We start from the raw sequence: 22590 nt of genomic DNA on the forward strand, positions 1-22590 counted from the left end.
TAAAAAGTGTAGGAATAGCGCTATATACTATAGGGTTAAATGCTGTTGATTACCAGAATGATAAGTGAAGCAAAGAGAGCCCGGGGCAGCACTGTACAGGAGCCGTACGCGGGTCGAGGAACCGAAAAAGTTACGTAACTCCCACCTAGGTGAGTGTTGACCCACTCCAGTCGTTTCGTTCCCAAAAACAACCTGCCTAGATTGAGCCATGAAACCCATCAATCTGAAGAAGCTTGCCCAGGAGTTGAACCTGTCGGTGGCTACCGTTTCGCGGGCACTCAACGACCGGTACGACATCTCGCAGCCCACCAAAGACCGGGTGCGGGCCTTGGCCAACAAGCTCAACTATGAGCCCAACCCGTACGCCAGCAGTCTGCGACGCCAGAAAAGCAAAACCATTGGTGTCGTAATCCCGGAAGTGGCCAACCACTTCTTTTCCTTAGCCATCAACGGCATTGAGGAAGTGGCCCGCCACAACAATTACCATGTGCTGATTTACCTGACCCACGAGGATTACCAGCGCGAACTGGCTATGGCCCGCCTGCTGGCCAGCGGCCGCGTAGATGGCGTGCTGCTGTCAGTGGCCAGCGAGAGCGAGGACTTCGGCCACCTGGAGTTTCTGCGGGAGCGGGGCATTCCCATCGTGTTTTTCGATAGAGTCTACGACGAGATGCCCACGGCCAAGGTCACCACCGACGACTACGAAAGCGGCTACCGTGCCACCGAGCACCTGCTTGAAGCCGGCTGCCGCACTGTTGCTCACCTCACCGTGTCGCAGAACCTCTCCATTGGCCGCCGCCGCAAGGAAGGCTACATTCAGGCCCTGACCGACCGGGGCATCACCTACGACGAAAGCCTGGTGCTGCTGGCCCAGGAAACCAAGGCCCAGGACATCAGCCGGATTCAGCAACTGCTGACTGAGCGGCCGGAAGTCGACGGGATTTTTGCCTCCGTTGAAAGTCAGGCTACCAACAGCTACGAGGCTTGCCGCAACCTGGGCCGCACCATTCCCGGCGACATTAAGATTATCGGATTTTCGAACCTGGAAATTGCTTCCCTGCTGCAGCCAGCTCTTACGACCATTACCCAACCCGCTTACTCAATTGGTAAGGAAGCGGCCAAAATTCTCTTTCAGGCCATCAGCAAAAATCGGGTCATCTCACCGGCCCAAAGTCTGGTGCTGAAGTCGGAGCTGGTAGTGCGCGCCTCAACTTTAGGAGGCTAACCGGTGCCCGCCACCGAAGCAGGCTGCCCACTTCGGCCATCGGCAGAATTTCACGCGTTATACACTTACGTAACACGTGATTCAGGCGGGCATTTGATTCTGTAACACGGCTTTCAAGGATTCTGAAGCAGTTTTTTCCTCTTAAGCTCTTGCCCAGGCCTACCTAAGTCTTGCGTCATAATTGCTGCCTATCAAAGCCGCAATGACCAATAAGTAGTACCAGGTGGCTGGGGGTAAAGCTAGCTGAAGGCGCAGGAGAAAGTCCGTTTTCCTAAGGAGGCAGCAGCAGACTAACGGGATACAGGTATGGCCTTTTCGGGGAAGAGGAGCAGCGGCAAGACACAGACACTCGGGCCATGATTAGAGCCTATATATAGGGAGGGCGTGAGGCGGAAAGCGCTAAACCGTGTGGGTTGTTTTTTCCAAATGCAGCCCCTCCGGAGTAGAACGTCCTGATTGCCAAGTCCCAGGGCCAGGTACGCAGATTATCCGGGGTCAACCCCTTGCCTGAGCTGTTGAAAAGCTGTTACTTACTATTAGGAAACGCCCGGGCTCCAGGTCGTGTCGCCTGACCAAATGGCGGTCCTGCCACCTGTAAGCAGGTCGTCGGTGGGCTAGTAGCCGGCCCGAAAAAAGGCCCGAAAGCTGCCGGCAGCCCCTGCTGAGGCACCCGCCGCCCACTGCTACCGCCAGCCTATATGGGGGACCTACCCCAGACTTGCCAGCAGCTAGGCGGGCGGGCTCCATCTCCTTTGAATCATTTTCCCAGATTGTTGACCCCGGTCCGGTCCCTGTATGGCTGGTAGACCGGGCGTGTCCTGACGACTGGAGCCGGGCTGGGTAGGCCTGACGGATAGATAACAACGAAAAGCTCCGTCAGCTGGAGCCTAGTAGCTGTGCTGGTGGTGTTTTCAATTCCCTACTCCTTTCTTTTTCCATGAAACGTACTTTTCGTACCGCCGTGCTATTGTCGTTGGGCCTTCTGCTGAGCCCCACGCTGCACGCCCAGAAAGCTGCCCGCACCGCTGCTTCCACCGCCACCGATGAGCAGAAAATGCAGCGGTTTATTGACGACCTGATGAGCAAGATGACGCTGGAGGAAAAAATCGGCCAGCTGAATCTGATAACCGTGGGCTTCGACGTGACCGGGCCGGTGGTGAGCAAGGATGTGGACGCCAACATCCGCAAGGGCCTGGTTGGTGGCGTATTCAATACCTACACGCCGGTGGCCGCGCGCAAGCTTCAGGACATGGCCCTTAAGGAGTCGCGCCTGCGGATTCCGCTCATGTTTGGCTACGACGTAATTCACGGCCACCGCACCATTTTCCCGATTCCGCTGGGCCTCTCGGCTTCCTGGGATATGACGGCCATTGAGCGCAGTGCCCGGGTAGCGGCCGAAGAATCGGCGGCGGATGGGCTGCACTGGGTGTTTTCGCCCATGGTGGATATTGCCCGCGACCCACGCTGGGGCCGGGTAGCGGAAGGCGGTGGGGAAGACCCGTACCTGGGCTCCCAGATTGCTAGGGCCATGGTGCGTGGCTACCAGGGCACCGACCTGAGCAAGAACAACACGGTGATGGCCTGCCTCAAGCACTTTGCCCTCTACGGGGCGGCAGAAGCCGGGCGCGACTACAACACCACCGACATGAGTCTGCCACGTATGTACAACGAGTACCTGCCCCCTTACAAAGCCGCCATTGAGGCCGGGGTGGGTTCGGTAATGTCTTCCTTCAACGACATCAACGGCATCCCGGCCACCGGCAACAAGTGGCTGCTGACCGACCTGTTGCGCAAGCAGTGGGGCTTCAAGGGCTTTGTGGCCACCGACTATACCGCCATTCCGGAGATGATAAACCACGGCGTGGGCAACGAGGCCCAGGTCTCGGCTATGGCCCTGAACGCCGGTGCCGACCAGGACATGGTAGGCGAGGTGTACCTACGCAACCTAGCTCAAAACCTCAAGGACGGCACCGTGAAGCAGGAAGTTATTGACCTCTCGTGCCGCCGCATCCTGGAGGGCAAGTACAAGCTCGGCCTGTTTCAGGACCCGTACCGCGGCGTGAGCGAGAAGCGGGCCAAGGCCACGCTGATGAAAAAGGAATTCCTGGACGACGCCCGCGACGTGGCCCGCAAAAGCTTCGTGCTGCTCAAGAATGATAAAAATGCCTTGCCCCTGAAAAAGTCGGGCACCATTGCCTTGGTTGGCCCGCTGGCCACCCGGCAACACGACCTGCTCGGCAACTGGAGCGCCGCCGGCGACTGGAAACAGGCTGTTTCGGTAGAGCAGGGTATCCGCAACGTGGCTGGTAGCGGCGTGAAAATCGTGACGGCTCAGGGTGCCAACATCACCGACGACCAGCTGCTGATTGACCGCCTCAACGCCTTTGGAGGCGCGCTGAACGTGGACAAGCGCAGCGCGGAGGAAATGATTCAGGAAGCTGTGAAAGCAGCGCAGGGTGCCGACGTGGTGGTGGCCGTGGTAGGCGAGGCCCAGGGCATGTCGGGGGAGGCCGCCAGCCGCTCGGATATCGGCCTGCCTGGCCAGCAGCTGGAGCTGCTCAAGGCCCTGAAGAAAACCGGCAAGCCCCTGGTGGTGGTGCTCATGAACGGGCGGCCTCTGACGCTGAACTGGGAAAACCAGAACGCCGACGCCATCCTCGAAACCTGGTTTGCCGGCACCCAGGGCGGCAACGCCATTGCCGACGTGCTGTTCGGGGCCTACAACCCCTCGGGCAAGCTCACCATCACGTTCCCGCAGAGCGTAGGCCAGGTGCCGCTGTACTACAACCACAAAAGCACTGGCCGGCCCTTCAACGACCAGCCGCTCGATAAGTACAAGTCGCGCTACTTGGACATCTCCAACGAGCCGCTGTATCCCTTCGGCTATGGCCTGAGCTACACCACGTTCAGCTACTCTAAGCCCGAGCTGAGCGCCACTAGCATGAATCTGGGCGGCACGCTCGACGTGAAAGTAACCGTGAAAAACACCGGCAACTACGACGGGGAGGAAGTAGCCCAGCTCTACCTGCGCGACGTGGTCGGCTCGGTGTCGCGGCCGGTGCGGGAGCTCAAAGGCTTTCAGAAGGTGATGCTCAAAAAGGGCGAGAGCCGCACGCTCACCTTCCATCTTACTACCGACGACCTCAAGTTCTACAACAACGACTTGCAGTGGGTGGCCGAGCCCGGCGCCTTCCAGATATTTGTGGGCCCCAACTCCCGCGACACCCAGGAAGCCAGCTTCACGCTGACCAGCGGCTCGGCGGCCAACTAAGCCAGGCCGCAAGGCCTTGCAGAACGCCGTTTCGAGCTTGCTGAATGACGTTCCGTTAGAACCATGACTGAATAACAAGTCGGGCCCGTTACTCACGTAGCGGGCCCGACTTGTTATGACTTAAGCCTAAGTTTACTTGTTGGCCGCAATAGGTGAGGCCCGGAAAAACTGGATGGTGCCGGCCTTGCCATTGTCGCCCATTTCACTGGAAATGTACAGGTCGCCGTTGGGCGCAAAAGTCAGGCCTTCGGGTTGGGGAAACAGCTTGCGAGGCAATTTCTGCACGGCTAGCGGGGTGCCTTGTGCGTCCATTTCTACCAGAGCGTTGCCACTGGCGGCCAGCACAAAGATGTGGCGGGTAAGCGGGTGCACAGCCACGGCTGAGGGCGCAAATCGGTTGATGGCCGAACCCGGACTCTGGCGGCGGTCCAGGGCTATAATTTCGGCTACGTCCAGCACAAAAGCGGGCTTAGTTTGGGCCTGGTAGGTTTTGGCGTCGAGGCGGTAAATGGCGCGCCTCTGGTCAGGCTGGCCCACGCCTGCGGCGCCTTTGCAGGCTATCAGCAGCGTTTTGGAGCTGGCATCGTAGGCCAGGCCTTCGGGGTTGTTGGCCGCCGTCAGGCCGGTGGGGTAGGAGCTGGTAGTACCGTCGTCCTTGTATTTGAACAGCGTCCCGTCGGAGCGGAGCACCAGCCAGGCTCCCGGCAGACGGGCCAGATCCTCGTAGTCGCCTTTCTTGCCGAATTTCAGCGTTGATTCTACGCTCTTGCTTGCCAGGTTATAGATGTAGATAGTCCCGGTTTGGTCCTCAATGCAGCCCAGGCGCTGCCCGGAGAGCAGGGCAATACCCGAGACTTCCTGCAGCTCCTTGGGCAGCGAATAGGTGGCTGTGGGCTGCTGCCAGTCGTAGGCCTGGGCTGCCGACTGCGCCAGGACCGGGCTGCCGGTAAGGAAAACAGCGGTCAGGGCGCCTGCTAGTGAGAGAGTTACTGGTTTCATAGCACGGAGAAAAGAGGCGGAAAGAGCACAATTCATTCAACGTAGCCGGGGCGGGCAGGTTGGCGTAAAAGCCTGTCTGACAGCAAACGTAGTTCCACCGCTATGCGTAAGCACGCCTCTGTCCCGGCTTTACCGCAAACCGCCGACTTTGCTCAGAATTTCTTCAGACTCCCTGCGTATGCCGCAGAAAGACGTTTTTTAGCACTTTCATTCCCGCCTCATCCCCCCCATTTCTTCCCGCTTTCCTACCCCTATGCCTAGTTCCATTGCCCGCAGTGTCGCCCTGGTAGCGGTATGGGCCGCTTCCATTTTTCCGGCTTTCTCCCAAGTTGTGCCCCCGGTAGCGGCACCGGCCGATACCACCCACAAGTTCGAAAATCCCGCTGGCGTGTCGCCTGCCGTGACCAGGCCCTGGTACAAGGGCAAACTAGTGAAAGCCACTATCGTACCGGCCGTCCTGATTACGTACGGGGCGCTGCACGCCAACAACCGGGGTTTTTATACCAACGAGCAGGCCAACCGCGACATTCACAAGCTGTTTCCAACTTACCGCACCCGCCTCGACGACATCCTGATTTTTGCGCCCTACGCCGAGCTGGGCCTCGTGGCATTGGCCGGCGTCGAGTCGCGCGACGACCGGCTCAATACCTTCTTGGTGGTGCTCAAAAGCGAGGCTATTATGCTAACCACGGTCTTCGCGGTAAAAAACCTGGTGCGCGAACCCCGGCCTGATGGCTCGGATAACCTGTCCTTCCCGTCGGGCCATACGGCGCAGGCCTTTTTGGCAGCCAGCATCGTGCACACCGAGTTTCGCGACAAAAGCCAGTGGTATGGCATAGGCGCGTATACCATTGCTACCAGCGTAGCAGCCCTGCGCATGATTAACAGTAAGCACTGGCAGAGCGACGTAGTAGCCGGCGCGGGTTTCGGCATTCTCTCGGCTCACCTGGGCTACCTTACCCACCGCAACCGCTGGGGCCGCAAGCCGCTGCTGCGCGAAGGCATGAGCTTTTCGCCCACCTGGCAAACGGGCTACACGCCTGCCGGCAACCTGGCCGGGGGCGCAGGCCTGCGCTTCACCTGGCAGCTGCACTAAGCTGGTTTAGGAGCCCTGCTTATTAATCTTCCGCCTGGCCCGTGCCGGCCGTTTTCCATAAAACTCAGCCGAGCTTCATAATCGCGCCCGATGTTTGGGGCTGAATACTCCTTTAGTAGCCTCTGAGGCAGAAGCGTAGCGTATGAAGATTCTGATTGTGGAAGACGAGCCGGCCCTGCGCAGCTCCTTGGTAGAATACCTGCGCCAGGATGGCTACGTCTGTGAAGCGGCGGAGAACTACCGGGCGGCGCACGAGAAAATCAAGCTCTATACCTACGACTGCATCCTGCTCGATCTGACCCTGCCCGACGGCAACGGCCTGGACCTGGTGCGCACCCTGAAGGCCGACAGCTCCCGGGCCGGCGTGCTTATTCTCTCAGCCCGCGACTCGCTCGACGATAAAGTGCTGGGCCTGGAGCTGGGAGCCGATGATTACTTGGCCAAGCCCTTTCACCTGGCCGAGCTGAACGCCCGCCTCAAAGCCATTATCCGGCGGCGGCAGTTTCAGGGGCAGCGGCAGCTACAGTTCCGCGACCTGTGCGTGTTTCCCGACCAAGGGCTGGTAAGTGTGCGCGACGAGCCGCTCCCACTCACGCGCATGGAGTACGATTTGCTGCTGTTTTTTCTGGCCAACCCCAACCGGGTGCTCACCAAAGAAAGCATTGCCGAGCACCTCTGGGGCGACGATGCCGACACGGCCGACTCCTTCGACTTTATTTATACCCACCTGAAAAACCTGCGCAAGAAAATGCAGGAAAAGGGGGTAGATAACTACATCCGCACCATGTACGGCATGGGCTATAAGCTGAGCACCGAGTGAAGCTGCTCACAACCACCAACCGCTACTACCTGCTGCTAGCCACGCTGGTGTTTGCTGTGGGCAGCGTGGTGCTTTATTTCGGTATTAGTCTGGCCCTGCGCATCGAAGTAGACGAGCAGCTGCAAAATCAGCAGCGCGAAATCATGCGCGGCAGCCGACTGAAGGCCGGTTTGCTTGATGTGGTAGCCCTGAGCACAGAGCCCCAGCCCGCCGGCCTGCGCGACACCATGCTGCTCGACCCCACCGAAAACGTGCTGGTGCCGTACCGGCAGCTCAGCTTCCGGGTTGAAGGGGACGGTATGCCACAATGGGTGACGCTGCGCAAGTCGCTGCTCGAAACCGAAGACATGGTGGGCTTGGTGCTTACGGTGATGCTCACGGTGCTGGGGCTGCTGCTGCTGAGCCTGGGCTGGCTCAACCGCTGGCTTTCCCGCCGCATCTGGCGCCCGTTTGAGCACACGCTGGCCGCATTGCGCCGCTACGACTTGCAGCATCAATCGGAGTTGGCCCTGCCCGTGCATACGCCCATCGACGAATTCACGGAGCTCAACCAGGCTTTGCTGCACATGAGCCAGCGCCTCGTGGCCGACTACCAGTCCCTAAAGGATTTCACCGAAAACGCTGCCCACGAAACCCGTACGCCTCTGGCCATCATGCAGGCCAAGCTCGAACAACTGCTGCAGGCCGAAGAGCTGCGGCCCGCCACCGCCGCCCTGGTCGGCGACTTGTATAGCGCCACCGTGCGCCTGGCCCGCCTGCACCATGCCCTGACGTTGCTGAGCAAAATTGAAAACCGGCAGTTTCCCCAGGCCGTGCCGCTGCAGCTGGAACAGGTCGTGGAAAACCGGCTGCGGATGCTCCAGGACTTTATCGACGATAAGGAGCTGGTCGTGACCAAGCAGGTGCAGGGCGGCCCGGCCCGGCAGATGCACCCGGCCCTGGCCGACTCGCTGGTCGGCAACTTGCTGCAGAACGCCATCAAGCATAACCACCGCGGCGGCACCCTGCACTGGACTCTGACGGCCGAATACCTGAGTGTGAGCAACACCGGGCCGGCCGTGGCCGGGGAGCCTACCCGCTTTTTCGAGCGTTTTCGCAAACTCAACCCGTCGTCGGAGTCGCCGGGGCTGGGACTCTCCATCGTGCAGCAAATCTGCCGCTACTACGGCTACTCGGTGCGCTACACGTTTTCTGCTCCCGATTCAACACACACCCTGCGCGTAGAATTTGGTCACTGAAAGCTCGGTGGTGGCTACGTATGCGGCCCGGCTTCCGGGTTGGCTCAGAATCAGGACAGATTCCACTTCTAGCTTTGGGAAAAGTACTGGTCGGGGCGAAGCGGCGCGGGTTAGCAGCGCTTCGCCCCAACCAGAAGTTTGTAACAGCAGGTTGTCGCCTGCTTATTCGTGCTGGACGATTCTGGCAGTGTTCATAGTAAATGTTCAAGAGTCTGATACGTTCGTTTCGGCTGGCGCTGGTAGCGCTGCTGTGGGTAGTAGCGCTGGGTAAGGCAGGCGGGGCCTGGGCGCAGTCGGGCGGCGGGACGGTGCGCGGCACCCTGCTCGACGCCGTGAGCAGCCAGCCCGTGCCCTTTGCCAACGTGGTACTGCTCCGGGCCCAGGATTCCAGCTTTGTGGCCGGGGCGCAAACCACCGAGGCGGGAAATTTTGTGCTTGAAAAAGTAGCTGTCGGCAACTACACCCTGCGCGCCACGGTGCTGGGCTACCGGGCCGGCCGCAAGCCAGTAGCCGTAACGGCCGCCGCGCCCACGGTGCAGCTGGGCATGCTGCGGCTGCGGCCCACCACCACTCAGCTGCAGGATGTGGTCGTGCAGGGCGAACGGCATGTGGTTGTCAACAACCTCGACAAGAAGGTTATCAACGTGGCGAAAGACCTGACCAGCGTGGGTGGCACCGCCTCCGACGTACTCCAGAACGTGCCTTCCGTGACCGTCGACCAAAGCGGGGCGGTGAGTGTGCGCGGTTCCAGCAACGTGACCATCTACATCGACGGCAAGCCCAGCGGAGCGGCGGGCGGGGGCCGGGCCACGTCGCTGGACCAGATTCCGGCCAGCCAGATTGAAAGCGTGGAAGTCATTACCAACCCCTCGGCCCGCTACGACGCGGAAGGGGCCACTGGTATTATCAACATCGTGCTCAAAAAGGAGCGTAAGGAAGGTTGGAATGGCGTAGCCACGGCCAATGTGGGCACCAAGGACAAGTACAATACTTCCCTGAGCCTGAACTACCACAAAGGCAAGCTCAACGTGTTCAGCAGCTACGACTTCCGCCAGGATCGGCGCACTGGTTACGGCTCTCTGGATCAGAAAACCACGACTACCAGCGCCACCACGGGCCAGCAACAAACCCTGCAGCTGCTTCAGAACCGCAGCGGTGTGGGCTACAACACCTCCCACGCAGTGCGCCTCGGTCTGGAGTACAACCTGACGCCCACCCAAACGCTTACCCTTTCAGTACAACCCCGCCTGAATAGTAGCTCCTCCATCGACGACCTATTGTCGCGCCAAACCAATCTGGCCGACAATTCCGCGGTGCAACTGGGTACGAACAACCGTTATAACAACGGCGCCGGCCGCAACCGCTCCGCCGACCTGAGCCTGGACTACCGCCGCACCTGGGAGGGGCAGAAAGGTCGGGAGCTGACGGCCAGCGCCGTGTATACGCCCATCAGCAGCCACAATACCATCAGCTCCCGCCTGTATTACCTTACCGACGGCAGCACCACCGCGCAGCAGCAAGTATTCGACAACCACGTAGATCAGGCTTCGGGCCAAGCAGATTACGTGCGGCCGTTTGGCGAGAAAGGCCGGCTGGAAACCGGGGCCAAAAGTGTACTGCGCCAGTACGACAACACCTACACCTTCCACAGCTCCGCGCCGCTGAAGTTCGACCCTTCCAACCATTTTCTTTACCAGGAATACATTCAGGCCGCTTACGCCAACTACGCCAATGCCAGCGGCAACCTCTCGTACCAGGCCGGCCTGCGGGTCGAGCAAACCAACACCCACGGCAACCAGCTCTCCACCGGGGAACAGTTCCGGCGCAGCTACCTCAATCTGTTTCCCAGTGCCGTGCTTTCCTACGACCTAAGCAAGGAGCAACAGGTGCGCCTTAGCTACTCGCGCCGGGTGCAGCGCCCCGACCAGGGCGAGCTGAACCCCTTCACCGACCGGTCGGACCAACTCAACCTGCGGACCGGCAACCCGCTGCTCCTGCCCGAATACATTCACTCCCTGGAGCTGGGCAACCAACGCTTCTTCGGAGCCACCAGCTCCGTGACGGCCACCGCCTTTTACAGCCTCGAAACGGCCACTATCAAGGATTTTCGCCAGGTAATCACCGACCCGCTCACCGGCAGCCAGGTCACCAGCACTACCCGCCTTAACCTGGGCGACGAAACCAACTACGGCCTGGAGCTGGTAGGTAGCACCAGCCTGACGCCAATCTGGAAGCTGAATGCCAATGCCTCGGGCTTCCGCCGCATCATCAAGGGCACCGGGCCCAGCACCGATATCAACAACAGCAACTTCGTGTATACGGCCCGGGTGAATACTACCGTCTCGGCGACCAAAAAGCTAGATTTCCAGGTGTCAGTCAATTACCGTTCCCCGGTCGTGACGGCCCAGGGACGGCGCCAGACGGCTTTTAACACCGACTTCGCCGCCAAGCAAACTGTGCTCAACGACCGGGGCACCATTTCCCTGCGCGTGTCGGACGTGTTCAATACTCTGCGCTTCAACTTCGACGCCTACGGCCCCGGCCTCGACGCGGTGAGCCGCAATAAGCGGGAGTCGCGCATTGCCTTTCTGGGCTTCACCTACCGCTTCGGCAATACCAAGCATGAGCCCGCCCGCAAGCACCACGAGGCTAGTCCGGATAGCAGCGGGTTTGAGTAGTAATTTACGCTGTCGGCCAGACGCAGAAAAGGCGCCTCCAGCATTGCAGGCGCCTTTTCTGCGTCTAGTTGGTTTGATGGTAGGCAGAGCGCAGCGTCTTGCGTGCTGACGTTGCAACGGTACAAGCCACTCCTGCGAGATGCTTGGCGGCGCTTGGCCTGACGCTTTATTCTGCTTCGTACTGCCTTAAATACTCAATCGGAACAGCGGACCTTTGCCTTTCAACGACGACTGCCGAATCACTAGGTCGCCGGACAGCACGTAGGTGCGGGGCTTAAAATTCTCCTTGAGTCGCACCTGGTCCAGAAACAGGCGGGCGGCCTGCTGTCCGATGCGGTAGGGGTGAAGGTCCACCGTAGTCAGCGCCGGCTCTATCATCGAAGCCAGGAACTCGTCACCGTAGCCGACCACGGCAATATCTTCCGGAATCCGGATGCCGCGCTGCTTCAGGGCCTGAATCACATCCAGGGCGTTGGTGTAGTTCACCGCGAAAATGGCATCGGGCGGCTCGGGCAAGGCCAGCCACCGGTCCAGGGCCGCCACCGCCGACTCCGTCCGGAAGTCGGTATTGATACGTAGCTCTTCCCGGGGCTCAATGCCGTAGTGGTGCAGGGCGTTGAGGTAGCCGCCAATACGCTGCTTGCTGATCAGCAGCGCGTCGGGGCCGGCCAGGATGGCAATACGCTCACAACCTTCCAGAATCAGATGCTCGGTTACGGCAAAGGCCCCGCCCCAGTCATCAAGCATCACCTGGGCGCTATTTACTTCGTTGCAGACCCGGTCGAAGTGCACCACCGGGATGCCGCGGCAGGCATCAGCTCGTACATGGTCGAAGTTCTCGGTTTCGCGGGAGTGGCAGATCAGCAGCCCGTCGACGCGGCTGGCAATCAGGGCCTGCACGTTGCTCACCTCTGTCTGATACGACTCCTTCGACTGGCAAATCATCACGCGGTAGCCCGATTCGGCCGCCACTTGCTGAATGCCGCTGACGGCCGTAGCAAAGAAGGGCCGCTCAATGTCGGGAATGAGGACCCCGATGGTATAGGTTTCGCTGCTTTTAAGGCTTTGGGCCAGCAGATTGGGTTGGTAATCAAGCTGGCGGGCCACTTCCAGAATGGCTTGGCGCGTGTTGGGGCTAATGTCGCTGTGCCCGTTCAGGGCCCGGGAAACCGTGGAAGATGCCACGCCCAGGGCCTTGGCCACGTCGCTGATGGTGGTCTGGTGGCGCTTGCGCTCCGGCACCTGCGCCGATTTTTCTTCCGTGAAGTGGTAGTCGCAGGCTTTGCAGAAGAACCGTTGGCGGCCGCGGATGAAGCCGGCCTTCATGACATCGTCGGCCAGCTTGCATTTAACGCACTTTATCATGGTAAATGGTATTTTTTAACAATAAGCCGGGTGGGATGGTAGCAGAGCGGGTGGCTTACCGTTTCATTATTCGAAGATAATGTACTAAATATTTTTTGTGCTATGCCCCGGCAAAGATACCTATCGAAAACGTTTCCGGAAACGTTTTCGATATTTTTATTTCGAAATCAGAGAGTTATGGCCGTTTTTGACTTGTTTTTGATAGGTCTACCTAGCTTATCTTTAAGGACTGGATAGGCCTATCTACCTCTTTCCGGCTTGTATTGCTCCAAAGCCAGAAAAAGTAGGGAGTATACAGGAAATTGCATTTTTTGCCCCGCTCTGCTATGCTTCACACCATGCGCTGGTTCGGCCCCCACGACCCGGTTTCCCTCTTCGACATTCGCCAGGCCGGTTGTGCCGGCGTGGTAACGGCTCTGCACCAGTTGCCAGTAGGTGCTGTATGGCCCGTCGAAGAAATCCAGCGCCGCCAGCAGCTTATCGAAGCCGATAACGCCAGCTACTCGTCCCTGCACTGGGCCGTGGTGGAAAGCCTGCCCGTGCACGAAGATATCAAGAAAGGCCGCGCCTCGCGCGCTACCTACCTAGAGAACTACAAAGAGAGCCTGCGCAACCTGGCTGCCTGCGGTATCCGCACGGTGTGCTACAATTTTATGCCCGTGCTCGACTGGTCACGCACCAACTTAAGCTACCAGATGCCCGACGGCTCGTTGGCGCTGCGCTTCGTGTGGCAGGACTTCGCTTTATTCGACCTTTGCATTCTAAAGCGTCCCGGCGCCGAGGCCGACTACGAGGCCGAAGTAGCTACGGCGGCCCGCGCCCAGTTTGCCCAGATGACGCCCGAGCAGCTGGCCGAGCTGACCAACACCGTGCTACTGGGCTTGCCCGGCTCGGAAGAAGCCTTTGAGCTGGCTGGTTTCCAGGCCCTGCTCGATGAGTACGCCAGCATCGACAGCCAGGCCCTGCGCCAGAACCTGTACTACTTTATCCGGGAAGTTGGTCCCGTAGCCCAGGAAGTGGGCATCAACCTCTGCATTCACCCCGACGACCCGCCGTATCCACTGCTGGGTTTGCCCCGGGTAGTAAGCACCGAGGCAGACCTGGCTGAGCTACTGGCCGCCTACGATGAGCCCGCCAACGGCCTCACGTTCTGCACCGGCTCCCTGGGCGTACGCCCCGATAATGACCTGGCCGGCGTGGTGCGCCGCTTTGGCTCCCGCATCCATTTTGTGCACCTGCGGGCTACCAAGCGGGAAGAGAATCCGCGAAACTTCCACGAGGCCGACCACCTTACCGGCGACGTGGATATGTACAGCGTGGTGCGCGAACTGGTGCTGGAAGAGCAGCGCCGGGCCCAGACTGGGGAAGTCAATGCCTCCCTGCCGATGCGCCCCGACCACGGCCACCAGATGCTCGACGACCTGAAGAAGAAAACCTACCCCGGCTACTCCGCCATTGGCCGCCTCCGCGGGCTGGCCGAGCTCCGGGGCCTCGAACACGGCATCCGCCATGCCCTGGCCGCCGAAGCCCACCTAGCCGCCCGGCTTACCACCAATTTCTCGCTAGCCAACAGCTAGAGCCCTTTCTCCTCCGCTCCCTGCCTTTTCCACCCAGTCCCATGTTGCTTCGCTCCCTTCTGTTCCTGCTGTTTTTCGTCGTGGCTGCTCACCGCAGCGTGGCCGACGACGGCTACCGGCTGTGGCTGAAGTACGACTTGGTGCAGGACAACGGGTTGCGCAAGGACTACCAGAAGGCGGCCGGCTTTATTGCTGGTTCCGGCAATTCGCCTATCCTGCAAACGGCTGCCACTGAACTTCAGCAGGGTTTACAGGGCTTATTGGGGAAGAATGTGCCGGTTGTAACTGGGGCCGAAAAGAAAAAAGGCGGCATCCTTTTTTCCGTGGATGCTACCGCAAACGTTTCCGGACAGCCGCTGGGCAAGGATGGCTACCATATTGCGGCCCAAAACGGCAACCTGGTCATTACTGGTAAAACCGACGCGGGGGTGCTGTACGGGGTGTTTGCCCTGCTGCGCCAGCTCCAGACGCGGCAGTCAATCAAGAACTTAGAGCTGACCAGTACCCCCCGGATTCAGTACCGCCTGCTCAACCACTGGGACAATCCCAACGGCACCGTGGAGCGGGGCTACGCGGGTTCCAGCATTTGGAAATGGTACGAGCTGCCCGAGCGCCTCGACCCGCGCTACCAGGATTACGCCCGCGCTAATGCTTCTATTGGTATTAATGGTGTGGTAATCAACAACGTAAATGCCAGTGCCCGCTACCTCACGCCCGAATACATTGAAAAAGTAGCTGCCCTGGCCGGCGTCATGCGGCCCTATGGTATTCGGGTGTATATGTCGGTGCTGTGGGCCGCGCCCAAGGTTATCGGCGGGCTGAGCACGTCCGACCCGCTCGATCCTAAAGTCAAGCAGTGGTGGACCGACCGCACCAACGAAATCTACAAGGCCATTCCCGACTTCGGCGGCTTTCTGGTGAAGGCTAATTCGGAAGGGGAGCCCGGCCCCCAGGATTACGGCCGCGACCATGCCGACGGGGCCAACATGCTGGCCGACGCCCTGGGTCAGCACGACGGGCTGGTCATGTGGCGGGCCTTTGTGTATAAAGCCAACTCCAACGGGGACCGGTTCAAGGAAGCTTACGCCGAGTTTAAGCCCCTCGACGGCCGCTTCAAGCCCAAAACCCTGGTGCAGGTTAAGAACGGCCCGATTGATTTTCAGAGCCGGGAGCCGTTTCACCCCCTGTTCGGGGCCATGCCGCGCACCCCGCTGGTGCTGGAAGTGCAGCTGACGCAGGAATACTTGGGCTTCGCGACCCACATGGTGTACCTGGCGCCCATGTTCAAGGAAACCCTGGACGGCGACACCTACGCCAATGGCAAAGGCTCGACGGTAGCCAAGGTGGTGGATGGCAGTGTGGATAACCACTCCATCAGCGGCATTGCCGGCGTGGCCAACATCGGCTCGGACCGCAACTGGACCGGCCACCCGATGGGGCAGGCCAACTGGTACGCTTTCGGCCGCCTGGCCTGGGACCACACGCTTTCTTCCCAGGCCATTGCCGAGGAATGGACCCGTATGAGCTTGACCAACGACGCACCGGCCGTGCGTACCATTGCCGACGTGATGGTCAAGTCCCGCGACATCTACGTGCGCTACACCACGCCGCTGGGTTTGCACCACATCATGGGCCAGAGCATTCACTACGGCCCTGAGCCCTGGCTGGCGAGCAGCGCCCGGCCCGACTGGACCTCGGTGTACTACCATAAGGCCGACGCCGCGGGTCTGGGCTTCGACCGGACCGCCAAGGGCAGCAACGCCTTGAGCTTATATAAGCCCGAAGCGCAGCAACTCTGGAACGACCCCAAAACCTGCCCGCCTGACTACCTGCTCTGGTTTCACCACGTGGGCTGGAATCAGGAGCTGAGCACCGGCCGCACCCTGTGGAACGAGCTCTGCACCCGCTACTACACCGGCGTCGACTCCGTGACCTGGATGCAGCAGCAGTGGGCCGCCGTGAAACCCCAAATTGACCCGGAGCTGCACGCCGACGTAACCGGCCGCCTCCAGACCCAGCACAAGGAAGCCCTCTGGTGGCGCGACGCCTGCGTGCTCTACTTCCAGACCCACGCCAAGCAGCCGATTCCGGCGCCTTTTGCGCCACCCACGCGCACCCTCGACGACATCAAACGCCTGGTTATGATTTACCAGCTGCGCTAACTGAATTGAATACCAAATACATACCCGTCATGAACAACATGCCGCACGTGAACGGCCACGCCGTGCACACCAGTACGATTACGCACCAGAACAGCTTTTCCCTGGAAGGGCAGCTGGCTTTAATTACCGGCGGTGGTAGTGGCATCGGCCTGGCTATTGCCAGCTGCATGGTGCACGCTGGCGCCACGGTTATCATCACCGGCCGCCGCGAGGAAGTGCTGAAGGAAGCCGTGGAATCGCTGGGCGAAGCTGCGCACTACATGGTCAACGATATTTGCGACCTTGCTTCTATCGAGGACATGGTTGCCGAACTCGAAGCCTCCTACGGGCCCCTGGATATCGTGGTCAATAATGCCGGTATCAACCTGAAAAAGCCCGCTTTGCAGGTAACGGACGAAGAATTTAACAACATCCTGCACACCAACCTGAACTCGGTATTTGCCCTGACCCGCGCCTGCGCCCGGCGCATGGTGGAGCGGCAGCGCGGCGTGATTCTGATGATTTCATCCATGGCCGCTTACTACGGCATCGACCGGGTAGTGGCTTACGCGGCCTCGAAGTCGGCCGTGGAAGGCATGGTGAAGGTGTTGGCTTCGGAGTTTTCGGGTGCCAACGTGCGCGTCAACGCCATTGCCCCAGGCTTTATCGAAACGGAAATGAGCCGCAAAGCCATGAACAACGACCCCGACCGCCGCGACCGGGCTATGCGCCGCACCCCCATGGGCAAGTTTGGCCAGCCCCAGGATATCGGCAATGCCGCCGTGTTCTTGGCTTCCGACGCGGCCCGCTACATCACCGGGGCCTCCCTGCCTGTCGACGGGGGCAACTCTATCGGATTCTGATTCCAAGACATTTCAAAAACCCATAAAACTCCCACACCCAATGTATCAACCAATACGCAAAACGGCCTTCTGCCTGAGCTGGCCGCTGTTTGTGGCCTCCGGGCTACCCCTGGCTGGGGCGGTGCTAATGCCTACTCAGGCCCGGGCCCAAGCTCCCCAAACCATTTCGGGCAAGATTACCAGCTCCGACAACGGCGAAACGCTGCCCGGCGTAACGGTGCTGCAAAAAGGCACGACCAACGGTGTTTCCTCCAACTCCGACGGTTCCTTTACCCTGCAGGCGCCCCTGGGTAGCACCCTGGTGTTCAGTGCCGTAGGCTACGTAAGCAGAGAAGTAACCGTAACCGACCCCACGGTGAACGTTACGCTGGGCGCCGACGTGAAGGCCCTGAGTGAAGTGGTAGTAGTTGGCTATGGCACTCAGAGAGCAGAAGCGGTAACTGGTTCGGTTGCTTCTATCAATGGAGAAACCTTACGCGAAGTACCCTCGGCTAACATCTCTCAGGCCTTGCAAGGCCGTTTGCCCGGTGTAGAGTTTGCCCAATCCTCCTCCCAGCCGGGTGCTGCCACCCAAATCCGGATACGTGGTACCCGCTCACTCGGTGCCAGCAACGACCCGTTGATTGTATTGGATGGTATTCCTTTCCCGGGTTCGATTGGCGACATCAACCCCAATGATATTCAGAGTGTAGATATCCTGAAAGATGCGTCGGCCACGGCTATTTACGGGTCACGTGGGGCAAACGGAGTTGTCTTGATAACCACTAAAGCAGGTAAAAAAGGGCAAAAACCACAAATAACCTACGACAGCTTTGTTGGCGCCAAAACGCTTTTCGCCAAATACCCCATGATGAATGGGCCGGAGTTTGTTGCGCTTCGCAAAGCAGCTGGCCTGTATAAGAACGCCTTGGATGAAGCCGACGACGTAGATACCGATTGGCAGGATTTGTTGTATAAAACCGGTATCCAATCCAACCATAACCTAGGCGTTTCCGGGGGCACTGAAAACGGGCGTTATAATTTCAATGCGGGTTATTATCAGGAAGAAGGGGTAATTCCTACACAGCAATACACCCGTTATTCCATGCGTGGAACGCTTGACCAGGGCGTTGGTAAATACATCCGGTTGGGTTTCACTACCAATAATACCTATAACCTATCCGAGGGTTCCAACGTGGGTATCTATGGCATCCTGAACTCCTCGCCAATCGCCAATCCTTACAATGCTGATGGTAGCTTAAAAAGAACCATTAGAATGCCCTTGGATGAGCAATGGGTGTATACCCGGGACATAGTAGAAAGTTTGAGCGATAAATGGTTAAGTGAAACCAGATCTATAGCCACCTACAACACCCTATTTGCGGAAGTTAAAATGCCCGGCGTAGAGGGCTTGAAGTATCGGGTCAACCTCGGGGCAAACTATCGGCAAAGCCAGGGCGGCGCTTACACCGGACAGGGAATCAACGCGGTGAACCCCACGACCGTTTCTACGGCATCCGTTAGTAACCAGGCTACCAGAGACTGGACTATTGAAAATATTCTGTCTTACGACCGCACCTTTGCCGAGAAGCATAATATAAATGCGCTTGCCTTATATTCTGCCTCGGATAACGTTTTCAACCAGACCAGACTTGCCGCCCGGGATATTCCTTCCGACGACTTCCAGTACTATAATCTGGGTTTTGCGGCCGGCGAAATCACCGTAAACCCCAACGAACAACCCTACCGGAAATTCGGTCTGCTGTCCTACATGGGGCGCGTGATGTACTCCTACGACGACCGGTATCTGGTATCGGCCACGGTCCGGGCGGACGGCTCTTCCAGACTTTCCCCTGGCAATAAATGGAAAACCTACCCGGCCGTGTCGGTAGGCTGGAACGTGGCCAAAGAGTCGTTTATGCAGGGTATCTCTGCTATAAACATGCTGAAACTGCGGGCTGGTTACGGCATTACGTCAAACCAGGCGATTAACCCCTATGCTACCCTGGGCCTGTTGGCTACCCGGCCCTACAATTTCGGTCCAACCAATTACCAGACGGGCCTGTTCGTAAGCCAGCTGCCAAACGCTGATTTAGGATGGGAATTCTCTAAAACCTGGAACTACGGGTTGGATTTTGCCCTCCTGAAAAACCGTCTTTCGGGCACCGTTGAGTACTACCTCACCAACACCGAGGATGTGCTACTGCCCTTGCCCTTGCCTGCCACTTCGGGCGTAGATAGCTATACGGCCAACATTGGATCTACCCAAAACAAAGGGGTGGAGCTGTCCTTGAATGGGGTAATCATTGAGAACCTCAATGGTTGGACCTGGGATGTGGGTGTGAACATGTACGCCAACCGCAACAAGATTACCGCGCTAGCCGGTGAACAACAGCGGGACGAAGGAAACTGGTGGTTTGTTGGCCAGCCGATTAACGTAATCTATGATTACGAGAAAGTGGGACTGTGGCAGGAAGGAGACCCCTACCGGAACATTCTGGAGCCCGGCGGGAACGTGGGCATGATCAAGGTGAAGTACACCGGCGATTATAACTCAGATGGTACCCCTACCCGCGCCATTGGCCCGCAAGACCGTCAGGTCATAGATGTTACCCCGAAATTCCAAGGCGGTTTAAACACCCGTGTGGCCTATAAAGGATTTGATCTGAGTGTAGTAGGTGCTTTCCAGAACGGCGGCATCCTCAACAGCACGCTGTATGGCGCCTCGGGCTACCTGAACCTGATGAACGGTCGTCGAGGCAACGTGAAAGTGGATTACTGGACTCCGGAAAACACGGGTGCCAAATATCCTAAGCCCGGTGGCCTGGCCAGCGGCGACAACCCCAAGTATGGCAGCACGCTAGGGTATTTCGATGCCTCCTATCTGAAGGTCCGCACCATTTCGCTGGGCTATAACTTCGATAACAACGCCTGGCTGAAAAGCGCCGGCGTTAGCCGACTACGGGTGTACGCCACGGCTCAAAACCCATTTGTGTTCTTCTCGCCCTACAAGAAGGAATCGGGCATGGACCCTGAGACCAACTCGTACGCCGACCAGAACGTGGCCGTAACGACCGGCGTTCCAGCCCGTCTGTTGACCATAGGTACGAACTCGCCTGCAACCCGCACCTACCTGGTGGGCCTGAACTTTACCTTCTAAGAAAGAGCAAAATGAAAAGCTTCAACATAAAATTCTTTATCGGGGCGGCCCTAATATCGATGGCTGCGCCGGGTTGCAACGACCTTTTGGACGAAGAGCCTAGGAGTGTTTACACGCCCGAATTCTTTCAGACTGAAAGAGGCGTGAACGGTGGGTTGACCTCCATGTACGCTCACCTGCGCTACATCTACGGGGACGCTTACTACTACAACGCCACCCTTACAGGTACCGATGAGGTGACCTATGGCCGGGACGCCGACGAGAACTTTCTGGCCATGGACTTCTCCGGCCGGGCGGCGCTAAACGCTAATAACAGCCGGGCGGATAGATTATGGACGGCGGCCTTCCCAAACATCAACACGGCTAATGGTATCATCAAGAATGCCACCGCCGTAGGAACCATTTCGCCAGCCCTGGTTGCCGAAGCACGGTTTTTCCGCGCCTTCGATTACTTCATGCTGGTTCAAACCTTCGGTGGGGTGCCGTTGGATTTGGGTGCGGGAGAGCTGCAGTTCAACACCAATGCTTTTAGAGCCTCGGCCCGCAATACGGTACCTGAGGTGTATACGAAAGCAATTTTTCCTGATCTGCTGCAGGCAGTTGCTGACTTGCCGGCAACTCCGCGGGTGATAGGGGGCGCCACCAAAACGGTGGCCCGCCTGTACCTGGCCAAGGCCTACCTGACCTATGCTTGGTGGCTGGAAAACCCGAACAATATTCCCACCTACCCAGCGACTACCAGAACAGACCCTGCCGGTCGTAACGCCCAATATTACTATCAGCAGGCCTATGATGTAGCAATGGCGGGTATTGAGAGCCCCGGTCCATTCCGCTTGCAGCCCACGTACTACGATGTACATGTGGCCACGAATGACCGCAACGCTGAAATGCTGCTGTTTGCTGACCACACCGAGTCCAGCGAATTGTACAACGGCGGCAGCCTGACCTTCGGTAGCGGCGGGGCCCCGGATAACTTTGCCGGCTGGATGATGACCTGGAATTATACCAACATCAGAAGCGCCACCAATGCAGACGGGACTAATCCTGTATCGTCTGTTCAGCGGGAAGCAGTTCAGCAGTTGGGTCGCCCCTGGAACCGAATGGCTCCTACCATTAACGCAGTGGAAACCACCTTTGCCGACAAGACAAACGATTCTCGGTACGATGGGACCTTTACCACCGTGTACCGTGGCAACTGGCCGAAAGGCGGGGTCGCCAACGCAACCCTGTACAATGCCAACAATCTGCCCGTTACCCCAGGTGCCCCAATCCTGACCTTCCTGGATGCCGAACCTGCTACTGCTATAACGTATCCCACTGGAGGAGGTGCGAGCAACATAGGCGCCGGAACGCTGCCCGGCCGCGCAGATTATGTGATTTCACCGCGTGGTATAAGCCGAATTGTGTATCCGGGCTTGTGGAAGCTTGGGCCTTACCGGACCGATAATGGTACTGGCTTAGGCCAACCGAATGCGGCCAGTACGCGTCCGTTCAACATTGCCAAATTCTCGGAACTGTACTTTGTAGCCGCAGAAGCAGTTGTAAAAGGAGCAACTCCCAAGGGTGGTCAGGGTGCCAGAGAATTGATTAATGTTATTCGGGCCCGGGCCGGTAAGTGGCGGTTCGACCAGAACGGCAACACGGCCAAGGTGCAGGATAATAGCGCTGCCATGGTAGCGGCCACCCCGACCACTATCGACATCAACTACATCCTGGCCGAACGCTCACGTGAGTACTACGCCGAAGGGTACCGCTGGTATGATCTGGTACGTACCCAAAAATGGAATGAGTTGGCTTCTACCTACCGTATTGGCGGAACCAACTACGGAGACCATACGCCCCAAACCGTTACGCGTACCATTAAGCCAACTGACTACCTGCGTCCTATTCCGCAGGTTCAGCTTGACCGGATGGATGTGTCAGCAGCGGAAAAAGCGGCTTACCAAAATCCAGGCTACCTATAGTCTGATGAAAAAGGGGTAAAAAGAGTGGGTGCTCGTAGTTGAGCACCCACTCTTTTTACCCCTTTTTTTGATGTACGGTCTGCACTAAAAAGTAAAAGCCGCATGGGTACGCGCTGCCTTTGCGGCTTCTGTAGCGTCGGTTGTGCTTGCCGATGGCACCAGCTACAACGGTTTCAAGGCGGCTATCGGTAGGTGGACTTACCACACTGTGCGG

The 22590-nt window shown here is 58.5% G+C and carries 13 protein-coding genes; 11 read left to right on the plus strand and 2 right to left on the minus strand.

All coding sequences use genetic code 11. The features are described from left to right. Positions 1 to 208 precede the first annotated feature (208 nt). Entirely contained in the window at positions 209 to 1225 is a 1017-nt protein-coding gene (locus MUN80_RS08955; protein ID WP_244722525.1) for a LacI family DNA-binding transcriptional regulator, read from the plus strand. Positions 1226 to 2162: 937 nt separating this feature from the next. After that, positions 2163 to 4496, plus strand: coding sequence for a beta-glucosidase BglX (gene bglX / locus MUN80_RS08960; RefSeq protein WP_244722528.1), 2334 nt, complete (start codon positions 2163 to 2165; stop codon positions 4494 to 4496). A gap of 132 nt (positions 4497 to 4628) precedes the next feature. On the opposite strand, the gene MUN80_RS08965 is transcribed toward bglX, so the two are convergent. Next, complete coding sequence (locus MUN80_RS08965; protein WP_244722530.1) at positions 4629 to 5495, minus strand: SdiA-regulated domain-containing protein; 867 nt, start codon at positions 5493 to 5495, stop codon at positions 4629 to 4631. Between the two features lie 253 nt (positions 5496 to 5748). Between MUN80_RS08965 and MUN80_RS08970 the strand changes: the two genes are divergently transcribed. From MUN80_RS08970 to MUN80_RS08985, 4 genes are all read left to right on the plus strand, one after another. Beyond that, positions 5749 to 6591 (plus strand): phosphatase PAP2 family protein, encoded by an 843-nt coding sequence (locus MUN80_RS08970; RefSeq protein ID WP_244722533.1) that lies wholly within the window; start codon positions 5749 to 5751, stop codon positions 6589 to 6591. A gap of 142 nt (positions 6592 to 6733) precedes the next feature. Beyond that, entirely contained in the window at positions 6734 to 7411 is a 678-nt protein-coding gene (locus MUN80_RS08975; RefSeq protein WP_244722536.1) for a response regulator transcription factor, read from the plus strand. Continuing rightward, positions 7408 to 8649 carry a sensor histidine kinase gene (locus tag MUN80_RS08980; protein WP_244722539.1) on the plus strand — a complete coding sequence of 414 codons (1242 nt, stop codon included), beginning with the start codon at positions 7408 to 7410 and terminating at the stop codon, positions 8647 to 8649. Before MUN80_RS08975 ends, MUN80_RS08980 begins: the two co-directional genes overlap by 4 nt. Positions 8650 to 8849: 200 nt before the next feature. Next, complete coding sequence (locus MUN80_RS08985; RefSeq protein ID WP_244722547.1) at positions 8850 to 11327, plus strand: TonB-dependent receptor; 2478 nt, start codon at positions 8850 to 8852, stop codon at positions 11325 to 11327. A gap of 186 nt (positions 11328 to 11513) precedes the next feature. Here the strand turns inward: MUN80_RS08985 and MUN80_RS08990 are convergent, their stop codons facing one another. Next, entirely contained in the window at positions 11514 to 12692 is a 1179-nt protein-coding gene (locus tag MUN80_RS08990) for a LacI family DNA-binding transcriptional regulator (RefSeq protein ID WP_244722551.1), read from the minus strand. Between the two features lie 326 nt (positions 12693 to 13018). Here MUN80_RS08990 and uxuA point away from each other — a divergent pair, with 326 nt between their 5' ends. From uxuA to MUN80_RS09015, 5 genes are read left to right on the plus strand one after another with little or no spacing between them, the layout of a single operon-like run. Next, positions 13019 to 14269, plus strand: coding sequence for a mannonate dehydratase (uxuA, locus tag MUN80_RS08995; protein ID WP_244722556.1), 1251 nt, complete (start codon positions 13019 to 13021; stop codon positions 14267 to 14269). Positions 14270 to 14310: 41 nt separating this feature from the next. After that, positions 14311 to 16431, plus strand: coding sequence for an alpha-glucuronidase family glycosyl hydrolase (locus tag MUN80_RS09000; protein ID WP_244722559.1), 2121 nt, complete (start codon positions 14311 to 14313; stop codon positions 16429 to 16431). Between the two features lie 38 nt (positions 16432 to 16469). Continuing rightward, positions 16470 to 17273, plus strand: coding sequence for an SDR family NAD(P)-dependent oxidoreductase (locus tag MUN80_RS09005; protein ID WP_244724864.1), 804 nt, complete (start codon positions 16470 to 16472; stop codon positions 17271 to 17273). Positions 17274 to 17313: 40 nt separating this feature from the next. Continuing rightward, positions 17314 to 20412: a SusC/RagA family TonB-linked outer membrane protein gene (locus MUN80_RS09010; protein ID WP_244722562.1), complete on the plus strand. Its 3099-nt coding sequence runs from the start codon at positions 17314 to 17316 to the stop codon at positions 20410 to 20412. Positions 20413 to 20471: 59 nt separating this feature from the next. Next, a complete protein-coding gene (locus MUN80_RS09015) occupies positions 20472 to 22376 on the plus strand; it encodes a RagB/SusD family nutrient uptake outer membrane protein (protein WP_244724866.1) in 1905 nt (634 codons plus the stop codon). The last annotated feature ends 214 nt before the right edge of the window (positions 22377 to 22590 follow it).

Origin of the sequence: Hymenobacter cellulosivorans (genome assembly GCF_022919135.1) — a bacterium.
Taxonomy (GTDB): Bacteria; Bacteroidota; Bacteroidia; order Cytophagales; family Hymenobacteraceae; genus Hymenobacter; species Hymenobacter cellulosivorans.

Excerpts from the sequence above, each read along its gene's own strand:
- MUN80_RS08955 (WP_244722525.1), top strand. The coding sequence starts at position 209 with ATGAAACCCATCAATCTGAAGAAGCTTGCCCAGGAGTTGAACCTGTCG.
- bglX (WP_244722528.1), top strand. The coding sequence starts at position 2,163 with ATGAAACGTACTTTTCGTACCGCCGTGCTATTGTCGTTGGGCCTTCTG.
- MUN80_RS08965 (WP_244722530.1), bottom strand. The coding sequence starts at position 5,495 with ATGAAACCAGTAACTCTCTCACTAGCAGGCGCCCTGACCGCTGTTTTC.
- MUN80_RS08970 (WP_244722533.1), top strand. The coding sequence starts at position 5,749 with ATGCCTAGTTCCATTGCCCGCAGTGTCGCCCTGGTAGCGGTATGGGCC.
- MUN80_RS08975 (WP_244722536.1), top strand. The coding sequence starts at position 6,734 with ATGAAGATTCTGATTGTGGAAGACGAGCCGGCCCTGCGCAGCTCCTTG.
- MUN80_RS08985 (WP_244722547.1), top strand. The coding sequence starts at position 8,850 with ATGTTCAAGAGTCTGATACGTTCGTTTCGGCTGGCGCTGGTAGCGCTG.
- MUN80_RS08990 (WP_244722551.1), bottom strand. The coding sequence starts at position 12,692 with ATGATAAAGTGCGTTAAATGCAAGCTGGCCGACGATGTCATGAAGGCC.
- uxuA (WP_244722556.1), top strand. The coding sequence starts at position 13,019 with ATGCTTCACACCATGCGCTGGTTCGGCCCCCACGACCCGGTTTCCCTC.
- MUN80_RS09000 (WP_244722559.1), top strand. The coding sequence starts at position 14,311 with ATGTTGCTTCGCTCCCTTCTGTTCCTGCTGTTTTTCGTCGTGGCTGCT.
- MUN80_RS09005 (WP_244724864.1), top strand. The coding sequence starts at position 16,470 with ATGCCGCACGTGAACGGCCACGCCGTGCACACCAGTACGATTACGCAC.
- MUN80_RS09010 (WP_244722562.1), top strand. The coding sequence starts at position 17,314 with ATGTATCAACCAATACGCAAAACGGCCTTCTGCCTGAGCTGGCCGCTG.
- MUN80_RS09015 (WP_244724866.1), top strand. The coding sequence starts at position 20,472 with ATGGCTGCGCCGGGTTGCAACGACCTTTTGGACGAAGAGCCTAGGAGT.